The sequence below is a fragment of the Streptomyces katrae genome, from assembly GCF_002028425.1.
Lineage (GTDB): Bacteria > Actinomycetota > Actinomycetes > Streptomycetales > Streptomycetaceae > Streptomyces > Streptomyces katrae_A.
Map to the genome: position 1 here is coordinate 1,226,349 of NZ_CP020042.1, position 17,647 is coordinate 1,243,995.

At 72.0% G+C, this 17,647-nt stretch carries 14 protein-coding genes; 1 reads left to right on the top strand and 13 read right to left on the bottom strand.

Going from position 1 to position 17,647, the window contains the following annotated elements; all coding sequences use genetic code 11:
- Window positions 1-71: 71 nt before the first annotated feature.
- Together B4U46_RS05585 and B4U46_RS05590 are read right to left on the bottom strand one after the other, a co-directional pair.
- Window positions 72-1,646 (bottom strand): class I tRNA ligase family protein, encoded by a 1,575-nt coding sequence (locus tag B4U46_RS05585; RefSeq protein WP_079424587.1) that lies wholly within the window; start codon window positions 1,644-1,646, stop codon window positions 72-74.
- Between the two features lie 255 nt (window positions 1,647-1,901).
- On the bottom strand, window positions 1,902-3,707 hold the full coding sequence (locus tag B4U46_RS05590; RefSeq protein ID WP_079424589.1) for an asparagine synthetase B family protein: 1,806 nt from the start codon (window positions 3,705-3,707) through the stop codon (window positions 1,902-1,904).
- Between the two features lie 146 nt (window positions 3,708-3,853).
- On the opposite strand from B4U46_RS05590, the gene B4U46_RS05595 reads away from it, so the two are divergent.
- Window positions 3,854-4,600: a PIG-L deacetylase family protein gene (locus B4U46_RS05595; protein WP_079424591.1), complete on the top strand. Its 747-nt coding sequence runs from the start codon at window positions 3,854-3,856 to the stop codon at window positions 4,598-4,600.
- Window positions 4,601-4,661: 61 nt separating this feature from the next.
- On the opposite strand, the gene B4U46_RS05600 is transcribed toward B4U46_RS05595, so the two are convergent.
- From B4U46_RS05600 to B4U46_RS05650, 11 genes are all read right to left on the bottom strand, one after another.
- A complete protein-coding gene (locus tag B4U46_RS05600; RefSeq protein ID WP_237292660.1) occupies window positions 4,662-5,366 on the bottom strand; it encodes a maleylpyruvate isomerase family mycothiol-dependent enzyme in 705 nt (234 codons plus the stop codon).
- Window positions 5,367-5,393: 27 nt separating this feature from the next.
- On the bottom strand, window positions 5,394-6,800 hold the full coding sequence (gene ahcY / locus B4U46_RS05605) for an adenosylhomocysteinase (protein ID WP_079424593.1): 1,407 nt from the start codon (window positions 6,798-6,800) through the stop codon (window positions 5,394-5,396).
- A gap of 35 nt (window positions 6,801-6,835) precedes the next feature.
- Window positions 6,836-10,291, bottom strand: coding sequence for a methionine synthase (gene metH / locus B4U46_RS05610; RefSeq protein ID WP_079424594.1), 3,456 nt, complete (start codon window positions 10,289-10,291; stop codon window positions 6,836-6,838).
- Between the two features lies 1 nt (window position 10,292).
- Window positions 10,293-11,276 (bottom strand): carbohydrate kinase family protein, encoded by a 984-nt coding sequence (locus B4U46_RS05615; protein ID WP_079424596.1) that lies wholly within the window; start codon window positions 11,274-11,276, stop codon window positions 10,293-10,295.
- Between the two features lies 1 nt (window position 11,277).
- The gene (gene metK / locus B4U46_RS05620; protein WP_079424597.1) at window positions 11,278-12,501 is read right to left on the bottom strand and encodes a methionine adenosyltransferase; all 1,224 of its coding nucleotides are present in this window, start codon (window positions 12,499-12,501) and stop codon (window positions 11,278-11,280) included.
- Window positions 12,498-13,262: a holo-ACP synthase gene (gene acpS, locus B4U46_RS05625; protein ID WP_079424599.1), complete on the bottom strand. Its 765-nt coding sequence runs from the start codon at window positions 13,260-13,262 to the stop codon at window positions 12,498-12,500. The genes metK and acpS overlap by 4 nt, the downstream gene beginning before the upstream one ends.
- Before the next feature lies 1 nt (window position 13,263).
- Window positions 13,264-14,130 carry a hypothetical protein gene (locus tag B4U46_RS05630; protein WP_079424600.1) on the bottom strand — a complete coding sequence of 289 codons (867 nt, stop codon included), beginning with the start codon at window positions 14,128-14,130 and terminating at the stop codon, window positions 13,264-13,266.
- A gap of 34 nt (window positions 14,131-14,164) precedes the next feature.
- Complete coding sequence (locus tag B4U46_RS05635; protein WP_079424602.1) at window positions 14,165-15,058, bottom strand: diiron oxygenase; 894 nt, start codon at window positions 15,056-15,058, stop codon at window positions 14,165-14,167.
- 65 nt (window positions 15,059-15,123) lie between these two features.
- Complete coding sequence (locus B4U46_RS05640; protein WP_079424604.1) at window positions 15,124-16,170, bottom strand: class I SAM-dependent methyltransferase; 1,047 nt, start codon at window positions 16,168-16,170, stop codon at window positions 15,124-15,126.
- Window positions 16,167-17,006, bottom strand: coding sequence for a class I SAM-dependent methyltransferase (locus tag B4U46_RS05645; RefSeq protein WP_079424606.1), 840 nt, complete (start codon window positions 17,004-17,006; stop codon window positions 16,167-16,169). Before B4U46_RS05645 ends, B4U46_RS05640 begins: the two co-directional genes overlap by 4 nt.
- An 85-nt stretch (window positions 17,007-17,091) precedes the next feature.
- Complete coding sequence (locus B4U46_RS05650; protein ID WP_079424608.1) at window positions 17,092-17,598, bottom strand: MaoC family dehydratase; 507 nt, start codon at window positions 17,596-17,598, stop codon at window positions 17,092-17,094.
- Between the last annotated feature and the right edge of the window lie 49 nt (window positions 17,599-17,647).

Consider the following 17,647-nt stretch of genomic DNA (forward strand, 5'->3'; position numbering starts at 1 on the left):
CTGGTGGTGCTGGTGCTGGTGCTGCGGGGACGTACCGCCGTGTGGGGGGCGGCGGCACGGTGCGGGGCCGGTCAGAAGCCGAAGACCGGGCCCGAGGTCGGGGCCAGCCGGGTGCCCGGGGCGGGCGGGACGAGGACCGCGGCCGACACCGGACCGCCCGGCTCCACCTTGAGGGCGGCGGCCAGCCGGTCCGCGCCCTCCGGCATCACCGGCCGCGCCCAGGCACCGAGCGCCCGGGCCACGGCCAGCTGCGCGGCGAGGGCCGGGAGGTGGCGGCTGTCGGCCGTGGGCCGGTGCGCCTCGTGCGCGTTGACGTGGCCGAAGTCGGCCGCCGAGCGCACCATCTCGTCGAGCAGGGCGACGGCCCTGCGGGGGTCGAAGGACTCGGGCGAGTACGCCTCCCGCAGGTCCTCCACCCCGCGCAGCAGCCGCCGTTCCAGCACCTCCCAGCCGGCGCCGCCGGGCAGGGCCGCCGGGGCCAGCCCGGCGCACTCCTCGCGGACGGCCGCGAACAGCCTGGCCAGCCAGCTGTTCCAGCTCTCGTCGAGCTCCCGGCGCGCGGCGGCCAGCCGCTCGGGCCGGAACTCCGTGCGCCGGCCCAGCGGCCGGGCCTGCAGGACGTGCCGGCGCAGCGTGTCGGAACCGTACTCGGTGATCAGGTCCAGGGCCCAGGCCTTCTGGCCGGAGCCCCAGACCAGGGCCTCGTCGTCCAGGACGTACGCCTCGTTGACGCAGAAGTGCTGCGGCAGCTTCACGCCCTGGGCGAAGAGCAGGACCGGCAGCAGGACCGCGTGGCAGAAGGCGTGGCCGAAGCCGCAGAAGTGGATGGCCCGTTCGGGCAGCGCCTGGTCCCCGTAGCCGAACAGGTGCATCGCGGCGGCCTCGAAGCAGCCGTCGATCCGGTGCTCGGGGAAGCCGTCGACCGGGACGGGCAGCCCCCACTCGGCGGGGTGGGCGACCGCGATGTCGGGCAGGCCGTCCTCGACGAGGGATTCGCAGAGCGCGGCCAGCCGCGGCGGCAGGCCCGTGCCGGCCCAGTAGTCGGCGAGGGCGTCCCGGTGCGGCTCCAGCGGGACGTAGAGCCGGCGGCAGCGCCGGGGCACGGCCGCGGAGCCGCACTGGGCGCAGCGGGGCTCCAGCAGGTCGCCGCCGTCGTTGGGGCGGGCGCACTCGTGGCACATGCCGCCTTCGCTGGAGGCGGAGCAGTGCGGGCAGGTGCCGGTGACGTGGGCGCCGTGGAGCCAGCGCTCGCAGGACTCGCAGTACGGGGTGAGGCGGGTGCGGGCGGCGATGACGCCCTCGGAGTGCAGGCGCCGGAAGAGGTCCGCGAGCCAGCGTCCGTACCCCTTGTCCTGGCGGGGGCGCACGACGTGGTCGAACTCCACGCCCGAGCGCAGCCAGTCCGAGGTGATGGCGGCCCGGTACCCCTCCGCCACCTCCTCCGGTTTGCGGCCCGCGCGCAGGGCGCGGGCGTGTACGGAGCTGTTGTGGTCGGCGGTGCCCGTGGTGAACAGGACGGGTTCGCCCTCGGCCCTCAGGTAGCGCGACAGGACGTCCGCCGCGACGTAGGGGCCCGCGAGGTGTCCGACGTGCAGTTCGCCGTGGGTGGCCGGCGGGGTCGCGGTGATCCATACGGGGGTGCTCATGGGACCTCCTTGACGTTGTGGTGCGCAGTACGCAGCGGGGCTTGGCACGGGCTGAGCGCTCGGGGCGGCGGGCCGCTGCCCGGCCGCCGGGCAGCCCGGGGTGCCGTTCCAGCGTGACAGAGAAACGAACCGCCCGGTCTGGTATCCGGGTGCGCGTTCACGCCGTTGCGTGGATACGCCAGGAGGTACCGGCCGGTCGGCCGGATGGTCCGGGGGCCCGGGGCGGGCGCCACCACCCGTGTCCCGCGCGGCCGTTCAGGCGGCGCAGTCGAGCGGGACGCGCAGGGAGCGGACCACCTCGGTCCACAGTTCGTGCGAGGCCAGCGCCCACAGCGCGAGCGCGTCGCCCTCCGAGGGGCGTTCCAGCTGGCGCGCCAGCAGGGCCCGGACCCGTTCGGGACGGACCCGCCCGGCCCGTGCCAGCCGCTGCGGGGACAGCAGTTCGCGTACGGGGTCCAGCAGGGGCCCGCCGGGCGCGATCAGGGCGGCGACGGGCAGGGCGGACGGCTGCCGGGCGCGCAGGGCCACGGCCTTGGGCAGCAGCTCCCGCGCGGCCTCGCGCAGCGCCCGCCGGTCGTGCGGGCCGCTGGGTGCGAGCGCGCGGGCGCGGGCGGCGACGGCGGGGCGGCAGAACGGCATCCTGGCCTCGACGGCCCAGGCCATCCCCAGGTGGTCGGCCCGGCGCAGGGGTCCGGCGGGCAGCCGCCAGCGGGTCTCGAAGGCGGTGACGGCGGCGGGGCGGTCACCGTCCGGGCAGGAGCGCAGCTCCCGCTCCACGCGGTCGGCGGCCGATCCCTCGTCGGCGAGGTAGGCGCGGTAGGCGGGCGTGTACAGCCACTCGCGGAGCGGGCGGGGCGCGGCGCCCAGCGCGTCGGTGTAGGAGGCGGCCCAGTCCGGGCCGGTGTGGGCCGAGGAGGCGGCGTGCAGCCGGGCGGGCGCGCCGAACAGCTCGTCGGCGCCGTCCCCGGTCAGGGCGACGGTGTATCCGGCCTGCCGGGCGGCGCGGAAGAGGGCGTAGGCGACGAGGGCGGCGGGGTCGGCGTCGGGCTGTCCCAGGTGGCGGGTGGTCCGGGTGAGCAGCGAGGGCAGTTCGGCCGGGTCCAGGGCGACCTCGTGGTGGACGGTGCGGGTGTGCCGGGCGACCTGGCGGGCCCGGCTGTGCTCGGCGCCGGGCCACCGGCCGCGCAGGGCGAGGTGGAAGGTGTGCGGGGCGGGCGCCCCGGCCTCGCGGGCGTACTCGGCGGCCAGCGCCGTGACGAGTCCGGAGGCGAGCCCCCCGCTGGTGAGGGTGCACACCGGCACGTCGGCCCGTGCCAGGCGCCGCACCTCGCGGCGCAACAGGTCCGCCACGTCCCCGCCGGCCCCCTCGGGGGCCTCCTGTTCCCCGGGGGGTCTGCGCCGTACGACGGGCGCCCGGCCGGGCCGTACGACGGCGGTGGCGCCGGGCGGCAGCAGCCCGACGCCCTCCAGCGCGGTGCGGGCGGAGACGGGGGTGCGCAGGCACAGGACGGTGTCGAGGCTGTCCTCGCGCGGGCCGGTCCGCACCCCGTCGAAGGCCAGCAGCGCGGGGATCTCCGAGGCGAAGCGGAACGTGCCGTCCGTGCCCTGGTGGTAGTGGAGGGTCTTGATCCCCAGCGGGTCGACGGCGAGGACCAGCCGGGGCTCCGCGCGCAGGTCGAGGACCGCGACGGCGAACATCCCGTCGAGGCGCCGTGCGAAGTCGGGGCCGTGTTCCGCGTACAGCGCGGGCAGCAGGGTGCCGTCGCACCGGTCGGGGAACCGGTGGCCGCGGGCGGCGAGTTCGCGCCGCAGGGCGGTGTGGTTGTGGATCTGCCCGTTCAGCACGGCCGTGATGCCCGGCAGGTGCGCGAGCCGGTACGGCTGGCTCCCGCCGCGCGGCTCGGTCACGGCGAGCCGGTCGCAGCCGAGCGCCCAGCCGGGCCCGCGCAGCACGCGGTGCTCGTCGGGGCCGCCGTGCCGCTGCCGGGCCGAGACGGCGGCGAGTTCGGCCGGGTCCGGGTGGGCCGGCGCGGGCGAGAGGGAGCCGAAGATCCTGCACATGACGGACGCCTCCGCTTCCCACGCGTGCGCGTGGTTCCTGGGCGATGGGGTGCGGTGAAGACTTCGCGTGGCGTACAGGCGACATGTCGCGAGTACGCCAAAGGGGCTGCCTTGCGGGCCACGTCCGGGCCCAACAGGCTGATCGCATGGAACACTTCGCGACCAATCTCATTGACCGCAGCGCACCGGAATCCCTGCTGGTCGTGGCCGCGCACCCGGACGACATCGAGTTCTGCGTCAGCGGGACGGTCATGCGGTGGATCGCGCAGGGCACGCAGCGCGTGACGTACTGCATCGTCACGGACGGCGGCGCCGGCGGCTACGACGAACGGCTCCCCCGCCAGGCCATGGGCGACCTCCGCCGGGCCGAGCAGGTCCATTCGGCCAAGCGCAGCGGCGTCGACGACGTCCGCTTCCTCGGCTACCCGGACAGTTACGTGGAGGCGAGCGTGGAGCTGCGCCGCGACCTGTGCCGGGTGATCCGGGAGGTCCGCCCGCAGCGGGCCGTGATCCCGAGCCCGGAGATCAACTGGTCCCGCATCGCCGACCTGCACCCCGACCACCGTGCGGTGGGCGACGCCGCCCTGCGGGCGGTCTACCCCGAGGCGCGCAACCCCTTCGCCCACCCGTCCCTGCTCAAGGAGGAGGGGCTGGAGCCGTGGATCGTGCCCGAGCTGTGGCTGATGACCGGCCCGACCCCGAACCAGTACGTCGACGTCACCCCGGTGTTCGACCGGAAGGTGGAGGCGCTGCGCATCCACACCTCGCAGACCGCCCACTTCGACGATCTCGCGGGGCTGCTGCGGGACTGGCTGGGCGAGCACGCCCGGGCGGCCGGGCTCCCCGCCGGGCGGATGGCGGAGGCCTTCCAGGTCGTGCGGATCGACGGCTGAGCGGCCGCCCGGGCCGGGTCGCGGCCCGGGCGCACCCCTGTGCTCACCGGTCTCACCGGTCTCACCTGTAGATGAGCAGTTCCCCTTCGGTCGCGCCCGCCAGTTCGTAGCGGGTGGCGACCAGCGGGCGGCCCGAGTAGAGCCGGATCAGCGTCGCCGCGTCGCCGCTGAACCGGGCCGGGGGCCGGCCCTGCACCTCGTTGCCCAGTTCCAGCGCTCCGGTGTGGCCGTCGATGTCGGCGATCAGCCGGGGCGTTTCGCGCTTACGGCTGGTGACCTGCAGCAGCGGCAGGGCGAGGGCCAGGCTGGTGCCCGCGTACGCGCCCGGCTCCCCGAAGGCCTCGCGGACGTCGCCCGCGTGGATCCACTCCCCCAGGGCCACCGCGTCCAGCCTGCCGTCACCGGCGGCGATGACCGGCCCGGCCTCGCTGAACCCGCGCTCCAGCTCGTCCACGATCCGGCCCACCGGCCAGTCCACGCGCTCGGCCACGTCGGCGGCGTTGGCGGCGGGGAGGAAGACCCCCTCCTCCAGCCGGCCCTCGACGATCCGTACGAGGGCCGCCGCGCAGTGCGCGAGCACGTCCCGGGCGGTCCAGCCCGGGCAGGCGGTCCGCAGCCCGAACGAGGCCTCCGGTGTGCGGCGCAACAGCGGGATCAGCACGTCCCGTTCGGTGCGCAGCAGCAGGTCCGGGAGCCACGGGTCCCGTTCGCCGGAGGCTGCGGTGTCCGGGGCGGCGCCCGGTGCGGCGTCCAGTGTGGTGTGCACGATGGTGTCCACGGTGTCCCCGGCAGATCAGTAGCGGTAGTGGTCGGGCTTGTACGGGCCCTCGACCTTGACGCCGATGTACTCCGCCTGCTCCGGACGGAGCGTGGTCAGCTTGACACCGAGGGCGTCGAGGTGGAGACGGGCGACCTTCTCGTCCAGGTGCTTGGGCAGCACGTAGACGTCGGTCGGGTACTCCTCGGGCTTGGTGAACAGCTCGATCTGCGCCAGCGTCTGGTCCGCGAAGGAGTTCGACATCACGAAGGACGGGTGGCCCGTCGCGTTGCCCAGGTTCAGCAGACGGCCCTCGGACAGCACGATCAGGACCTTGCCGTCGGGGAACGTCCAGGTGTGGACCTGCGGCTTGACCTCGTCCTTGACGATGCCCTCGACCCTGGCCAGACCCGCCATGTCGATCTCGTTGTCGAAGTGGCCGATGTTCCCCACGATCGCCTGGTGCTTCATCCTGGCCATGTCCGAGGCCATGATGATGTCCTTGTTGCCCGTCGTGGTGATGAAGATGTCCGCCGTCTCCACCACGTCGTCCAGGGTGGCGACCTGGTAGCCGTCCATCGCCGCCTGCAGCGCGCAGATCGGGTCGATCTCCGTCACGATGACCCGCGCACCCTGGCCGCGCAGGGACTCCGCGCAGCCCTTGCCGACGTCGCCGTAACCGCACACGACCGCGACCTTGCCGCCGATCAGCACGTCGGTGGCCCGGTTGATGCCGTCGATCAGGGAGTGGCGGCAGCCGTACTTGTTGTCGAACTTCGACTTCGTCACCGCGTCGTTCACGTTGATCGCCGGGAAGAGCAGGTCACCGGACTGCATCATCTCGTAGAGACGGTGGACACCGGTGGTGGTCTCCTCCGTCACGCCGCGGATCCCGGACGCGAGAGCGGACCAGTCGATGTCCGTCTTCGCCAGCAGGCCCAGGACGATGGCCATTTCCTCGTTGTCGGCGGTCGAGGGGTCCGGGACGGCCCCGGCCTTCTGGTACTCGACGCCCTTGTGGACGAGGAGGGTGGCGTCGCCGCCGTCGTCCAGGATCATGTTCGGGCCGGCCTGTCCGGGCCAGGTCAGCGCCTGCTCCGTACACCACCAGTACTCCTCCAGCGTCTCGCCCTTCCAGGCGAAGACCGGGATCCCGGCGGCCGCGATGGCCGCGGCGGCGTGGTCCTGCGTCGAGTAGATGTTGCAGGACACCCAGCGGACCTCCGCGCCGAGCGCGACGAGGGTCTCGATCAGGACGGCGGTCTGCACGGTCATGTGCAGGGAGCCGGTGATGCGGGCGCCGGCCAGCGGCTGCGCCTCGGCGTACTCCCGGCGGATCGACATCAGACCCGGCATCTCGTGCTCGGCCAGGGTGATCTCCTTGCGGCCGAAGGCGGCGAGGGAGATGTCGGCGACCTTGTAGTCGGTGAATGCGGCAGACATGCGGTGTGCTCCTCGGAAAGGTGCGGGGGCCGGGGTCATCGACGGCCTCCCGCGTTGAAATAGCCGGCCTCGGGGTGGTGGACGACCAGGGCGTCGGTGGACTGCTCGGGGTGGAGCTGGAACTCCTCCGAGAGGTGGACGCCGATCCGCTCGGGGCGGAGCAGTTCGGCGATCTTGGCCCGGTCGGAGAGCTCCGGGCAGGCCGGGTAGCCGAGCGAGTATCGGCAGCCCTGGTACTCGGTACGGAACATGCCGTCCATGCCCGCCGGATCGGATCCGGCGATGCCCAGCTCGGCGCGGACGCGGGCGTGCCAGTACTCGGCGAGGGCCTCGGCCAGCTGGACGGACAGGCCGTGCAGCTCCAGGTAGTCGCGGTAGGAGTCGGACTCGAACAGCTTGGCCGTGGCCTCGCCGATCTTCGAGCCGACGGTGACCACCTGGAGGCCGATGACGTCCACCTCGCCCGACTCCTCGGGACGGACGAAGTCCGCGAGGCACAGCCGCCGGCCCCGGCTCTGCCGGGGGAAGGTGAAGCGGGTCCGCTCGGCGCCGCCCTCGTCCAGGATGATCAGGTCGTCGCCCTTGGAGACGCACGGGAAGTAGCCGTGGACCACGGCCGCTTCGAGCAGCCGCTCCGTGTGCATCCGGTCCAGCCAGCCGCGCAGGCGGGGCCTGCCGTCGGTGGCGATCGAATCCGCGTCCTTGAGGCCCCACTGCCCCTTGAAGAGCGCCTGCTCGTCCAGCCAGCCCGCGTACTCCTTGAGCTGGATGCCCTTGACGACACGGGTCCCCCAGAAGGGCGGGGTGGGCACCGGGTTGTCGACGGCCACGTCGGAACGGCCGGCCTCCTCCGGTTCCCGCACGTCGAGGGCGGCGGCGCGCTGCGGTACGCGACGCTGCTTGAGGGGCGGGAGTTCGGCGCCGGGGACGCCGCGTTTGACGGCGATCAGGGCGTCCATCAGCCGCAGGCCCTCGAACGCGTCGCGGGCGTAGCGGACCTCGCCCTCGTAGATCTCGTGGAGGTCCTGCTCGACATAGGCCCGGGTCAGGGCCGCGCCTCCCAGGATTACCGGGAAGTCGGCGGCCAGCTTGCGCTGGTTGAGCTCCTCCAGGTTCTCCTTCATGATCACGGTGGACTTCACCAGGAGCCCGGACATGCCGATCACATCGGCCTTGTGCTCCTGCGCGGCCTCCACGATCGCGGAAACCGGCTGCTTGATACCGATGTTCACCACGTTGTAGCCGTTGTTGGTGAGGATGATGTCGACCAGGTTCTTACCGATGTCATGGACATCACCGCGGACCGTGGCCAGCACGATCGTGCCCTTGCCCTCGTCGTCCGTCTTCTCCATGTGCGGCTCCAGATAGGCCACCGCCGTCTTCATCACCTCGGCCGACTGGAGCACGAACGGCAACTGCATCTGCCCCGACCCGAACAGCTCACCGACGACCTTCATCCCCTCCAGAAGGGTGTCGTTGACGATGTCCAGCGCCGGACGGCCCGTCAGCGCCTCGTCGAGATCGGCCTCCAGACCGTTCTTCTCCCCGTCGATGATCCGCCGCCGCAGCCGCTCCTCCAGCGGCAGCGCAAGAAGCTCCTGCGCACGGCCGGCCTTCAGCGACTTCGTGTTGACCCCCTCGAACAGGGCCATCAGCTTCTGCAGCGGGTCGTAGTCACCCTCACGACGGTCATAGATCAAATCCAGAGCCGTGCTGACCTGCTCCTCGTCGAACCGCGCGATCGGCAGGATCTTCGACGCATGGACGATCGCCGAATCCAGACCCGCCTTCACACACTCGTCCAGGAACACCGAGTTCAGCAGCACACGAGCCGCCGGATTCAGACCGAACGAAATATTCGACAGACCCAGCGTGGTCTGCACCTGCGGATGACGCCGCTTGAGCTCACGGATCGCCTCGATCGTCGCGATCCCGTCCTTGCGCGACTCCTCCTGACCCGTGCAGATCGTGAACGTCAGGGTGTCGATCAGAATGTCCGACTCACGGATACCCCAGTTCGACGTCAGGTCCCCGATCAGCCGCTCCGCGATCGCGACCTTGTGCTCGACCGTACGGGCCTGGCCCTCCTCGTCGATCGTCAGCGCGATCAACGCGGCACCATGCTCCCGCGCCAGCCGCGTCACCTTCGCAAAACGCGACTGCGGACCGTCACCGTCCTCGTAGTTCACCGAGTTGATGACCGCACGCCCGCCCAGCATCTCCAGACCCGCCTGGATCACCGGAACCTCGGTCGAGTCCAGCACGATCGGCAGCGTCGAAGCCGTCGCGAAACGCCCCGCCAGCTCCCGCATGTCCGCGACACCGTCACGGCCCACATAGTCCACACACAGGTCCAGCATGTGCGCGCCCTCACGGATCTGGTCCCGCGCCATCTCCACACAGTCGTCCCAGCGCGCCTCCAGCATCGCCTCACGGAACTTCTTCGACCCGTTCGCGTTCGTCCGCTCACCGATCGCCATGTACGAGGTGTCCTGCCGGAACGGCACCGTCTGATACAGCGAGGCCGCACCCGGCTCGGGGCGCGGGTCGCGCTCCACGACGGCGGCGCCCCTCACCCGCTCCACCACCTGCCGCAGATGCTCGGGAGTGGTGCCACAGCAGCCGCCCACCAGCGAGAGCCCGTACTCCCGCACGAACGTCTCCTGCGCATCGGCCAGCTCCGACGCCGACAGCGGGTAGTGCGCACCCTGCTTCGTCAGAACGGGCAGACCGGCGTTCGGCATGCACGACAACGGGATGCGCGCATGACGGGCCAGATAACGCAGGTGCTCGCTCATCTCCGCCGGACCGGTCGCACAGTTCAGACCGATCATGTCGATCCCCAGCGGCTCCAGCGCCGTCAGCGCCGCCCCGATCTCCGAACCCAGCAGCATCGTGCCGGTCGCCTCCACCGTGACCTGGACGATCAGGGGCAGGTCCCCCGTCCCGCACCAGTCCAGGGCCCGCCGGGCGCCGATGACGGCGGCCTTCGTCTGGAGGAGGTCCTGGGTGGTCTCGACGAGGAGGGCGTCCGCGCCGCCGCGGATCAGGCCCTCCGCGTTCTCCTGGTAGGCGGCGCGCAGACGGTCGTAGGCGATGTGCCCGAGGGTGGGGAGCTTGGTGCCCGGGCCCATGGAGCCCAGGACCCAGCGGGGCCTGCCGTCGTCCGCCGTGAAGGCGTCCGCCGACTCGCGGGCGATGCGGGCGCCGGCCTCGGAGAGCTCGTAGATCCGGTCCTCGACCCCGTACTCGGCGAGCGCGGCCAGGTTCGTGCCGAAGGTGTTCGTCTCGACGCAGTCGACGCCGGCCGAGAAGTAGGCGTCGTGCACCGAGCGGACGATGTCGGGGCGGGTGGAGTTGAGGATCTCGTTGCAGCCCTCCAGCCCCAGGAAGTCGTCCATGGTGGGGTCGGCCGCCTGGAGCATCGTGCCCATTGCCCCGTCCGCGACCACCACACGGGTCGCGAACTCCTCCCTCAGTGACCGTCTCATCTCATTCCAGTCCCCTCAGGTGTCCGGACAGTTCCGCCTCGCTGCGCGGGCCGTAGGCGGAGCGCAGCCGGGCCAGGAGGGCTTCCCGGGTCAGCCGGTACTCCTGGGTGCCGGCGTGGTCGAGCACGGTCGCCGCGACCGCGCAGCCCAGCTGGGCCGCGTACCGCTCGGGCACGCCCCAGGCCGTCCCGGCGAGGAACCCGGCCCGGAAGGCGTCGCCGACGCCGGTCGGGTCGACCACGTCCGCGACGGGCACCGCCGCCACGGTCAGCTCTCCGCCGGCGGCGGTGCGGATGCGGACGCCGTCCTCGCCGCGGGTGGTGACCCAGGAGCCGACCCGTTCCAGGACCTGCTCCTCGGTGAGCCCGGAGCGTTCGCAGAGCAGGGCGGACTCGTACTCGTTGGTGAACAGCCGCGTCGCCCCGTCGAGCAGTTCCAGCACCTCGTCCCGGGTGAGCCGGGCGAGCTGCTGGGAGGGGTCGGAGGCGAAGGGGACGCCCAGTTCGCGGCAGGCGCGGGTGTGGCGGAGCATGGCCTGCGGATCGTCCGGGGAGACGAGCACCAGGTCGGGGCGGCCGGTGCGGGCGACGACCTCGTGCAGGTCGATCTCGCGGGCCTCGGCCATCGCGCCCGCGTAGAAGGTCGCGATCTGGTTCTGCTCCTCGTCGGTGGTGCAGACGAAGCGGGCGGTGTGGAGGGTGTCGCTGACGCGTACGGAGTCGGTGTCCACTCCGTGGTCCTTGAGCCACAGCCGGTACGGCTCGAAGTCCGCGCCCACCGCGCCCACCAGCAGGGGGCGCAGTCCCAGGACGCCGAGACCGAAGGCGATGTTCGCCGCCACGCCGCCACGCCGCACGTCCAGGTGGTCGGCGAGGAAGGACAGGGAGACCCGGTCCAGCCGGTCCGCCAGCAGCTGCTCGGCGAACCGGCCGGGGAAGGTCATCAGGTGATCGGTCGCGATGGAACCCGTGACAGCGATCCGCATGTCAGACCCCGGCTGCCTTGCGCAGGGCGTGCACGCGGTCGGTGCGCTCCCAGGTGAAGTCGGGGAGCTCGCGGCCGAAGTGGCCGTAGGCGGCGGTCTGCGCGTAGATGGGCCGCAGCAGGTCGAGGTCGCGGACGATGGCGGCCGGGCGGAGGTCGAAGACGGCGGAGACCGCCTCCTGGATCCGCTCGTCGGGCAGGGAGCCGGTGCCGAAGGTCTCGACGAACAGGCCGACGGGCTCGGCCTTGCCGATCGCGTACGCGACCTGGACCTCGCAGCGGGCCGCGAGGCCGGCGGCGACGACGTTCTTGGCGACCCAGCGCATGGCGTACGCGGCGGAGCGGTCGACCTTCGACGGGTCCTTGCCGGAGAAGGCGCCGCCGCCGTGGCGGGCCATGCCGCCGTAGGTGTCGATGATGATCTTGCGGCCGGTGAGGCCGGCGTCGCCCATCGGGCCGCCGATCTCGAAACGCCCGGTCGGGTTCACCAGCAGCCGGTAGCCCTCGGTGTCCAGCTTGATGCCGTCCTCGGCGAGCTGGGCGAGGACGTGCTCGACCACGTGGTCGCGGACGTCCGGGGTGAGCAGGCCCTCCAGGTCGATGTCCGCGGCGTGCTGCGTGGAGACGACCACGGTGTCGAGGCGGACCGCACGGTTGCCGTCGTACTCGATGGTGACCTGGGTCTTGCCGTCGGGGCGCAGGTACGGGACCGTGCCCTCCTTGCGGACCTGGGTCAGGCGGCGGGAGAGCCGGTGCGCGAGGTGGATCGGCAGCGGCATCAGCTCGGGGGTCTCGTCGCAGGCGTAGCCGAACATCAGGCCCTGGTCGCCCGCGCCCTGCCGGTCGAGCTCGTCACCCTTTCCACCTGTGGCGGCCCCCTCGACCCGGGACTCGTAGGCCGTGTCGACGCCCTGGGCGATGTCCGGGGACTGGGCGCCGATGGACACCGAGACGCCGCAGGAGGCGCCGTCGAAGCCCTTCTTCGAGGAGTCGTAGCCGATGTCGAGGATGGCTCCGCGGACGAGTTCGGCGATCGGCGCGTAGGCGGTGGTCGTGACCTCGCCGGCGATGTGGACCTGGCCGGTGGTGATCAGGGTCTCCACGGCGACGCGGCTGGCCGGGTCCTCGCGCAGCAGGGCGTCGAGGATGGTGTCGCTGACCCGGTCGGCGATCTTGTCGGGGTGGCCCTCGGTGACCGATTCGGAGGTGAACAGGCGCTTGCTCATGCCTTCACCTCGGCGGAGAAGAAGTGGGTGGCGATGGCGTCGAGGGTGCGGATCTCGTCGACCTCGAGGGTCTCCATCTGGATGGAGCGGCCGCTGTGCTGTTCGAGCAGGAAGACGAACTCGACGAAGGACAGGGAGTCGATCAGCCGGTTCTCGATGAGGTCCAGGTCGGAAGCGATGTCGTCCAGCTCCTCGTGGCGGGCGAGGAGCCAGTTCTTCACGAGCTGCAGGCCTTCGGACATGGTGTCTCTCCTTGGAGTGCTGTGTTCGGGTTGCGGGGTGTGCGCGGACCCGGCGGCCGGGTCCGGGAGTGCGGGCGGTGGGGGTGGCTCCGGCGGGCCGGGGTCCACCAGCGGGGCGGCGACCGCCACCGCGTAGTCCACGTCGTGGCTGATGGTGACGGTGATGCCGGAGATGCCGGAGTCGGCTGCCATGCCGGCGGCCGCCCCGCGGAGTTCCACGAGGGGCCAGCCGCCCTCGGAGCGCCGTACGACGATGTCCCGCCAGGGCAGGACCACGGCCCCGACGCGGAGGGTCTTGAAGGCCGCCTCCTTGGCCGCGATCCGTCCGCACAGGCTCAGCACGTCGAGCCGGGCGGAGGTGTGGCAGTCGGCGAGTTCGCCGGGGGTGAGCATGCGCTGGAAGAAGTCCTCGCCGTATGCGGCGAGCAGCCGGCGGACACGGTGGACGGACACGATGTCCATGCCGAGGTTCGCCCAGCCCAGGCCGCCCGCCGGCGGGGCGACGGGTCGGGTCTGCACGTCAGATCGCCGGCCCCGCCGCGTTCGCGCTCAGGACGGCGGCGGTCGCCGCGCCCCAGCTGCCGTGGCGGCGGGTGAGCGCGGACAGCCAGCGCTCGAGGCCGAAGGCGACGCAGCTGGTGAAGGCCGGGCCCGCGCCGGAGGCGAGGGGGATGTCGCAGCGGTCGCCGAAGAAGTTGCGGTGCGTGTTGACGGAGGCGATCGCGAGGTCCTCGTACAGGAACTCGTGCTTGACCGGGGTCAGCCTCTGGAGCACCGCCTTGGAGCTGCCCTTGTCGAAGAAGGGGTCGCAGGCGGCCTCCTTCGTCAGCGGCAGGTCCAGGGCCTCCGCGAAGGCGTGGATGCGCCGGGTGAAGCGGGCCAGGTGCTCCTCGGCGTGCTCGCGGGTGCCGATGGCGACGATCTCCCGCATGCGGAAGCCGAGCTGGCGGCGCAGGCCCTCGTAGTGCGCTTCCTTGCGGAAGCACCAGCCGACCACGGTGACGAGTTCGTCGTCGGCGGCCGGGCGGCCCTGGTGGTCGATGTAGACGGCGTAGCAGGAGGCGGAGGGCAGGCCGAGGGCGGCCGGCTCCAGCGCGTCGCAGGGGAAGCAGCCGGTGTCGGTACAGAACTCGCTGGTCTCCCGGACGTCCAGGTTCAGCGGGGCGGCGACGACGGCCTGGTGGGGGAAGTTGTCGTAGTAGTCGAGCCGGGCCAGGTCGGCGGCCGGGAGCAGCGGGGGCATGGTCATCGAGCGGGCCCCGGCGTGCACCCCCCAGCTCTCGAAGGTGTCGTCGAGGAGCCGCAGCAGGGCGGTGCCCTCGGGGCCGAGCGACGGCAGGCCCCGGGTCTCGGTGGTGGTGGGTGTCTTGACGGTCGTGACGCTCATGGGGGTGTCACCTCTCGGGCGGCGGTGGGCCCTCTCAGACGACGGGCAGGACGTCGTCCGTGAAGATCCCGGTCTTCAGGAAGAAGCCGAGCGGCTTGCGGATGGCCTTGCGCTCGTGGGGGCGGCGCCGTTCGTCGGCGACGAGCGCGTTGCGCAGGCCGATCGGGTCGGCGATGCCTGCGTCCCGGTACACGTGGGGGTTGTAGAGGGAGTTGATGCTGTAGACCACGTAGCGCTTGAGGTAGGCCTCGACCTCGGCGACGCGGGCGGCGGGGACGGCCTCCTTCATGCGGGTGAACAGGAGGGAGACCAGCTCGCGGCCGAAGGCGATGTGGCGGGACTCGTCCTGGTGGTGGATGCGGTTGACCTCGCGGATGGTGTGGCACAGCGACTCGTCGCGCGCCATCCGCGTGTTGTAGTGGTCGACCAGCTCCTCGAAGAACAGGATCCGGGAGAAGACGAGGAAGTTCTCGACCTCCGGTTCCCAGGCGGAGTCGGCGCGCAGGGCGGTGGAGCCGTAGATCTTGTCGCCGTAGCGGCGGCAGAACTCGGCGAAGAACCACATGTGCTCGTTCTCCTCACCGATGAAGTGGTGGAAGAAGTCCGAGGGCACCTCGAAGCCGGGCATGTGGATGCGGCCGACGACCTCGATGAGCAGTTCGCGGATGCCGTGCACGTTGAGGCTGTAGAAGTTGATGCTCTCCCACTTCGAGAGGCGCTGGAGGGTTTCCTCGCCGAGCTCGTCGTAGAAGGGGGTGCCGTAGACGGTGAGCAGCTCGGGGGTCATCCACATGCGGCCCTCGTCCAGCTTCTCGGGCCAGTCGAACTGCTGGTACGGGTTGTAGTACTCCTCGATGGAGCGGGAGCTCAGGCGTTCCAGGACTTCCAGGAACCGGTCGTTGACGGGCAGGGGGGCGCTGACGCCCATGGTGACTCCTCGTCGGTGGTGGTGGGGCGGGGGCGTGCGGGCCCCGGGGCCGGTGGGGCCGGGCGCTACGGGCGGACCTCGTAGACCGCGTTGACCGGGGTCTCGGTCGCACGGCGCCAGCGGGTGAAGCCGGCCTCTTCGGCGATGGCGCGGAAGGCCTGCTCGCCGGAGTGGTTGCCGAGCGCGTGGGGGCCGCGCTGGGCGACGGCCACGGGCAGGCACATCACGGCGGAGAGGGCCATGAACATGCGGGCGGCGGGGGTCTGGGTGTCGATGTCGTCGGGCGACACGTTGGACTCGACGAGCATCCAGGTGCCGTCGGCGTCCAGGGACTTGTGCACGTGCTGGGCGGCGGAGACCGGGTCGCCCATGTCGTGCAGGGCGTTGAAGAAGGTGACCAGGTCGTAGCCGGAGCCGGGGTAGTCGTCGGCGGAGGCGACGTCGAAGACCACGCGGTCGGAGAGGCCGGCCTCGTCGGCGAGCTGGCGGGCGAGGGAGATGGCCTCTTCGGAGTAGTCGAAGCCGTGGACGGTCGCCTGCGGGAAGGCCTTGGCGATGAGCAGCGTGGTGTGGCCGACGCCGCAGCCGACGTCGGCGACGGTGCCGCCCGCGGCGAGCTTGGCGGTGACCCCGGTGAGGGAGGGCAGCCAGTCGGGGACGAGGCGGTGCTCGTAGGTGGGCTGGAAGAAGCTGCCCATGCCGGTGTCAAGGGCCGGGTCGTGCTCGGCCCAGCCGACGCCGTCGCCGGTGCGGTAGGCGTCGACGAGGAGGTCTTCGGTGCCGTAGAGGGCCTTGAGGGCGGTGAAGAACCCGGCGGCGAAGGTGATGGCGTTCGGGTCGGCCAGCACCGGAGCGTGGTCGGCCGGCAGGGTGTAGGCGCCGGTGGCCGGGTCGCGTTCGACGTAGCCGGCACTCAGCTGGGCGTGCAGCCACTCCTCGGCGTAGCGGGGGTGGATCGCGGTGCGTCCGGCGAGGGCGGCCGGGGTGAGCGGGCCGGCCTCGGCCAGGGCGCGGTAGAGGCCGAGCCGTTCGCCGAGGGCGACGGTGAGACCGCGTACGGCGGCTCCGGCGTCGCTGATGACGCGCTGGTGGAAGTCGTGGGTGGCGCTCATGCGGCTTTCACCTCGGTGGTCGGGAGGTCGCAGGTGAACAGGAAGGACCGCGGGACGCGCGGGACGCTGCGCGCGGGGACGGGGTAGGGCCAGCGGCCGAAGTCGGCGCCGTCCTCGCCGGGCTGGCGGACCTCGCGGACGTCCCAGCCGCATTCGGCGAGGAGCTGCTCGGGGGTCTCGGTGCCGAACAGCCAGGGGTTGCCGTCCTCTTCCAGGCACTTCAGGAAGGGGCGGGAGAGCGGGTTCTCCAGGGCGGCCCTGCTGATGACGTCGCCGAGGAGGACCGAGCCGGGCGCGGAGTGTCCGGCCAGGGTGGAGATGAGGTTGCGGACCGCGGCCTCGGGGAGGAAGAACAGGAGGCCCTCGACGACCCACAGCACGGGCTCGTCGGAGCGCCAGCCGGCCTGCGCGAGGGGGCCGGTCCAGTCCTGGGTGAGGTCGACGGCGACGGGGACGCGGGTGCGTCCGGCCGGCTGGGGCTCGTCGGCCAGCATGCCGGCCTTGGCCTCCAGGAGGGCGGGGCGGTCGAGTTCGTAGACGGTGACGCCGTCGGGCCAGGGGAGCCGGTAGAAGCGGGTGTCCATGCCGGCGGCGAGGAACACGACCTGGCGGATGCCGTGCTCCTGGACGGCGGCGACGATCTGCCGGTCCAGGTAGGTGGTGCGGATGGCGAGGAACGGCACGGTGCCGGCTCCGGCGTAGCGCTCCAGCAGCTCGAAGCCGATGGTGTCGGCGACGGTGCGGGCGTAGGGATCGGCGAACAGCCGGTCCTCGCGGTCGGTTTCCAGGGCCCGCGCTGCGGCGGTCCACTGGGCGGTGCGGGATACGGCCTCCACGGGAGGCTCCCTTCACTTCGGCGGACGGGGTGGGGGCGGGCGCGGGGTGGGGACCCTCGGCCGGGTCGTCTCCGGAAGAGACGGCCTAGGCCAGGGAGTTCACGCGGACGACCGGGTCCTCCGCGGCGCAGGGGTGCGCCGGGGAGCACGCGGCGGGCCGGCGCTGGAAGATGCTGTGCAGGATCATGCTGAAGACGACGTTCCCCTCGGCGTCGGACAGCGTGCACTTGGGCTGGACGACGCCGGTGGTGGGGTTGAACGGCGAGGGGCGCGAGCCGAGGATCTCGACGCGCGCCGTGAGCACGTCGCCGGGACGGACGGGCCGCAGGTAGCGGATCTCGTCGACGCCCGGCGAGCCCGTACAGGCGCTGTAGGCGAGCAGTCCGTCGACGTAGCGGCGCATGAACATCGAGGCGCTGTGCCAGCCGCTGGCGATGAGGCCGCCGAACGGGGTCTGTGCGGCGAGCTCCGGGTCGGTGTGGAAGGGCTGCGGGTCGAAGCGCCTGCCGAACTCCAGCACTTCCTCCGTCGTGACGGTGATGGTCCCCAGCTCGTGGACGTCACCGGTCCGGAAGTCCTCGAAATAGCGCATCACGCGCCCCCCTTGACGTAGAGGAGTGGTTTTCTCTGGCGTGAACCAA

Bases quoted from the DNA above. Each gene is read 5' to 3' on its own strand.
- B4U46_RS05630 (WP_079424600.1), bottom strand. From the start codon at position 14,130: ATGAGCGTCACGACCGTCAAGACACCCACCACCACCGAGACCCGGGGC.
- B4U46_RS05650 (WP_079424608.1), bottom strand. From the start codon at position 17,598: ATGCGCTATTTCGAGGACTTCCGGACCGGTGACGTCCACGAGCTGGGG.
- B4U46_RS05640 (WP_079424604.1), bottom strand. From the start codon at position 16,170: ATGAGCGCCACCCACGACTTCCACCAGCGCGTCATCAGCGACGCCGGA.
- B4U46_RS05585 (WP_079424587.1), bottom strand. From the start codon at position 1,646: ATGAGCACCCCCGTATGGATCACCGCGACCCCGCCGGCCACCCACGGC.
- metK (WP_079424597.1), bottom strand. From the start codon at position 12,501: ATGAGCAAGCGCCTGTTCACCTCCGAATCGGTCACCGAGGGCCACCCC.
- B4U46_RS05590 (WP_079424589.1), bottom strand. From the start codon at position 3,707: ATGTGCAGGATCTTCGGCTCCCTCTCGCCCGCGCCGGCCCACCCGGAC.
- ahcY (WP_079424593.1), bottom strand. From the start codon at position 6,800: ATGTCTGCCGCATTCACCGACTACAAGGTCGCCGACATCTCCCTCGCC.
- metH (WP_079424594.1), bottom strand. From the start codon at position 10,291: ATGAGACGGTCACTGAGGGAGGAGTTCGCGACCCGTGTGGTGGTCGCG.
- B4U46_RS05635 (WP_079424602.1), bottom strand. From the start codon at position 15,058: ATGGGCGTCAGCGCCCCCCTGCCCGTCAACGACCGGTTCCTGGAAGTC.
- B4U46_RS05595 (WP_079424591.1), top strand. From the start codon at position 3,854: ATGGAACACTTCGCGACCAATCTCATTGACCGCAGCGCACCGGAATCC.
- B4U46_RS05615 (WP_079424596.1), bottom strand. From the start codon at position 11,276: ATGCGGATCGCTGTCACGGGTTCCATCGCGACCGATCACCTGATGACC.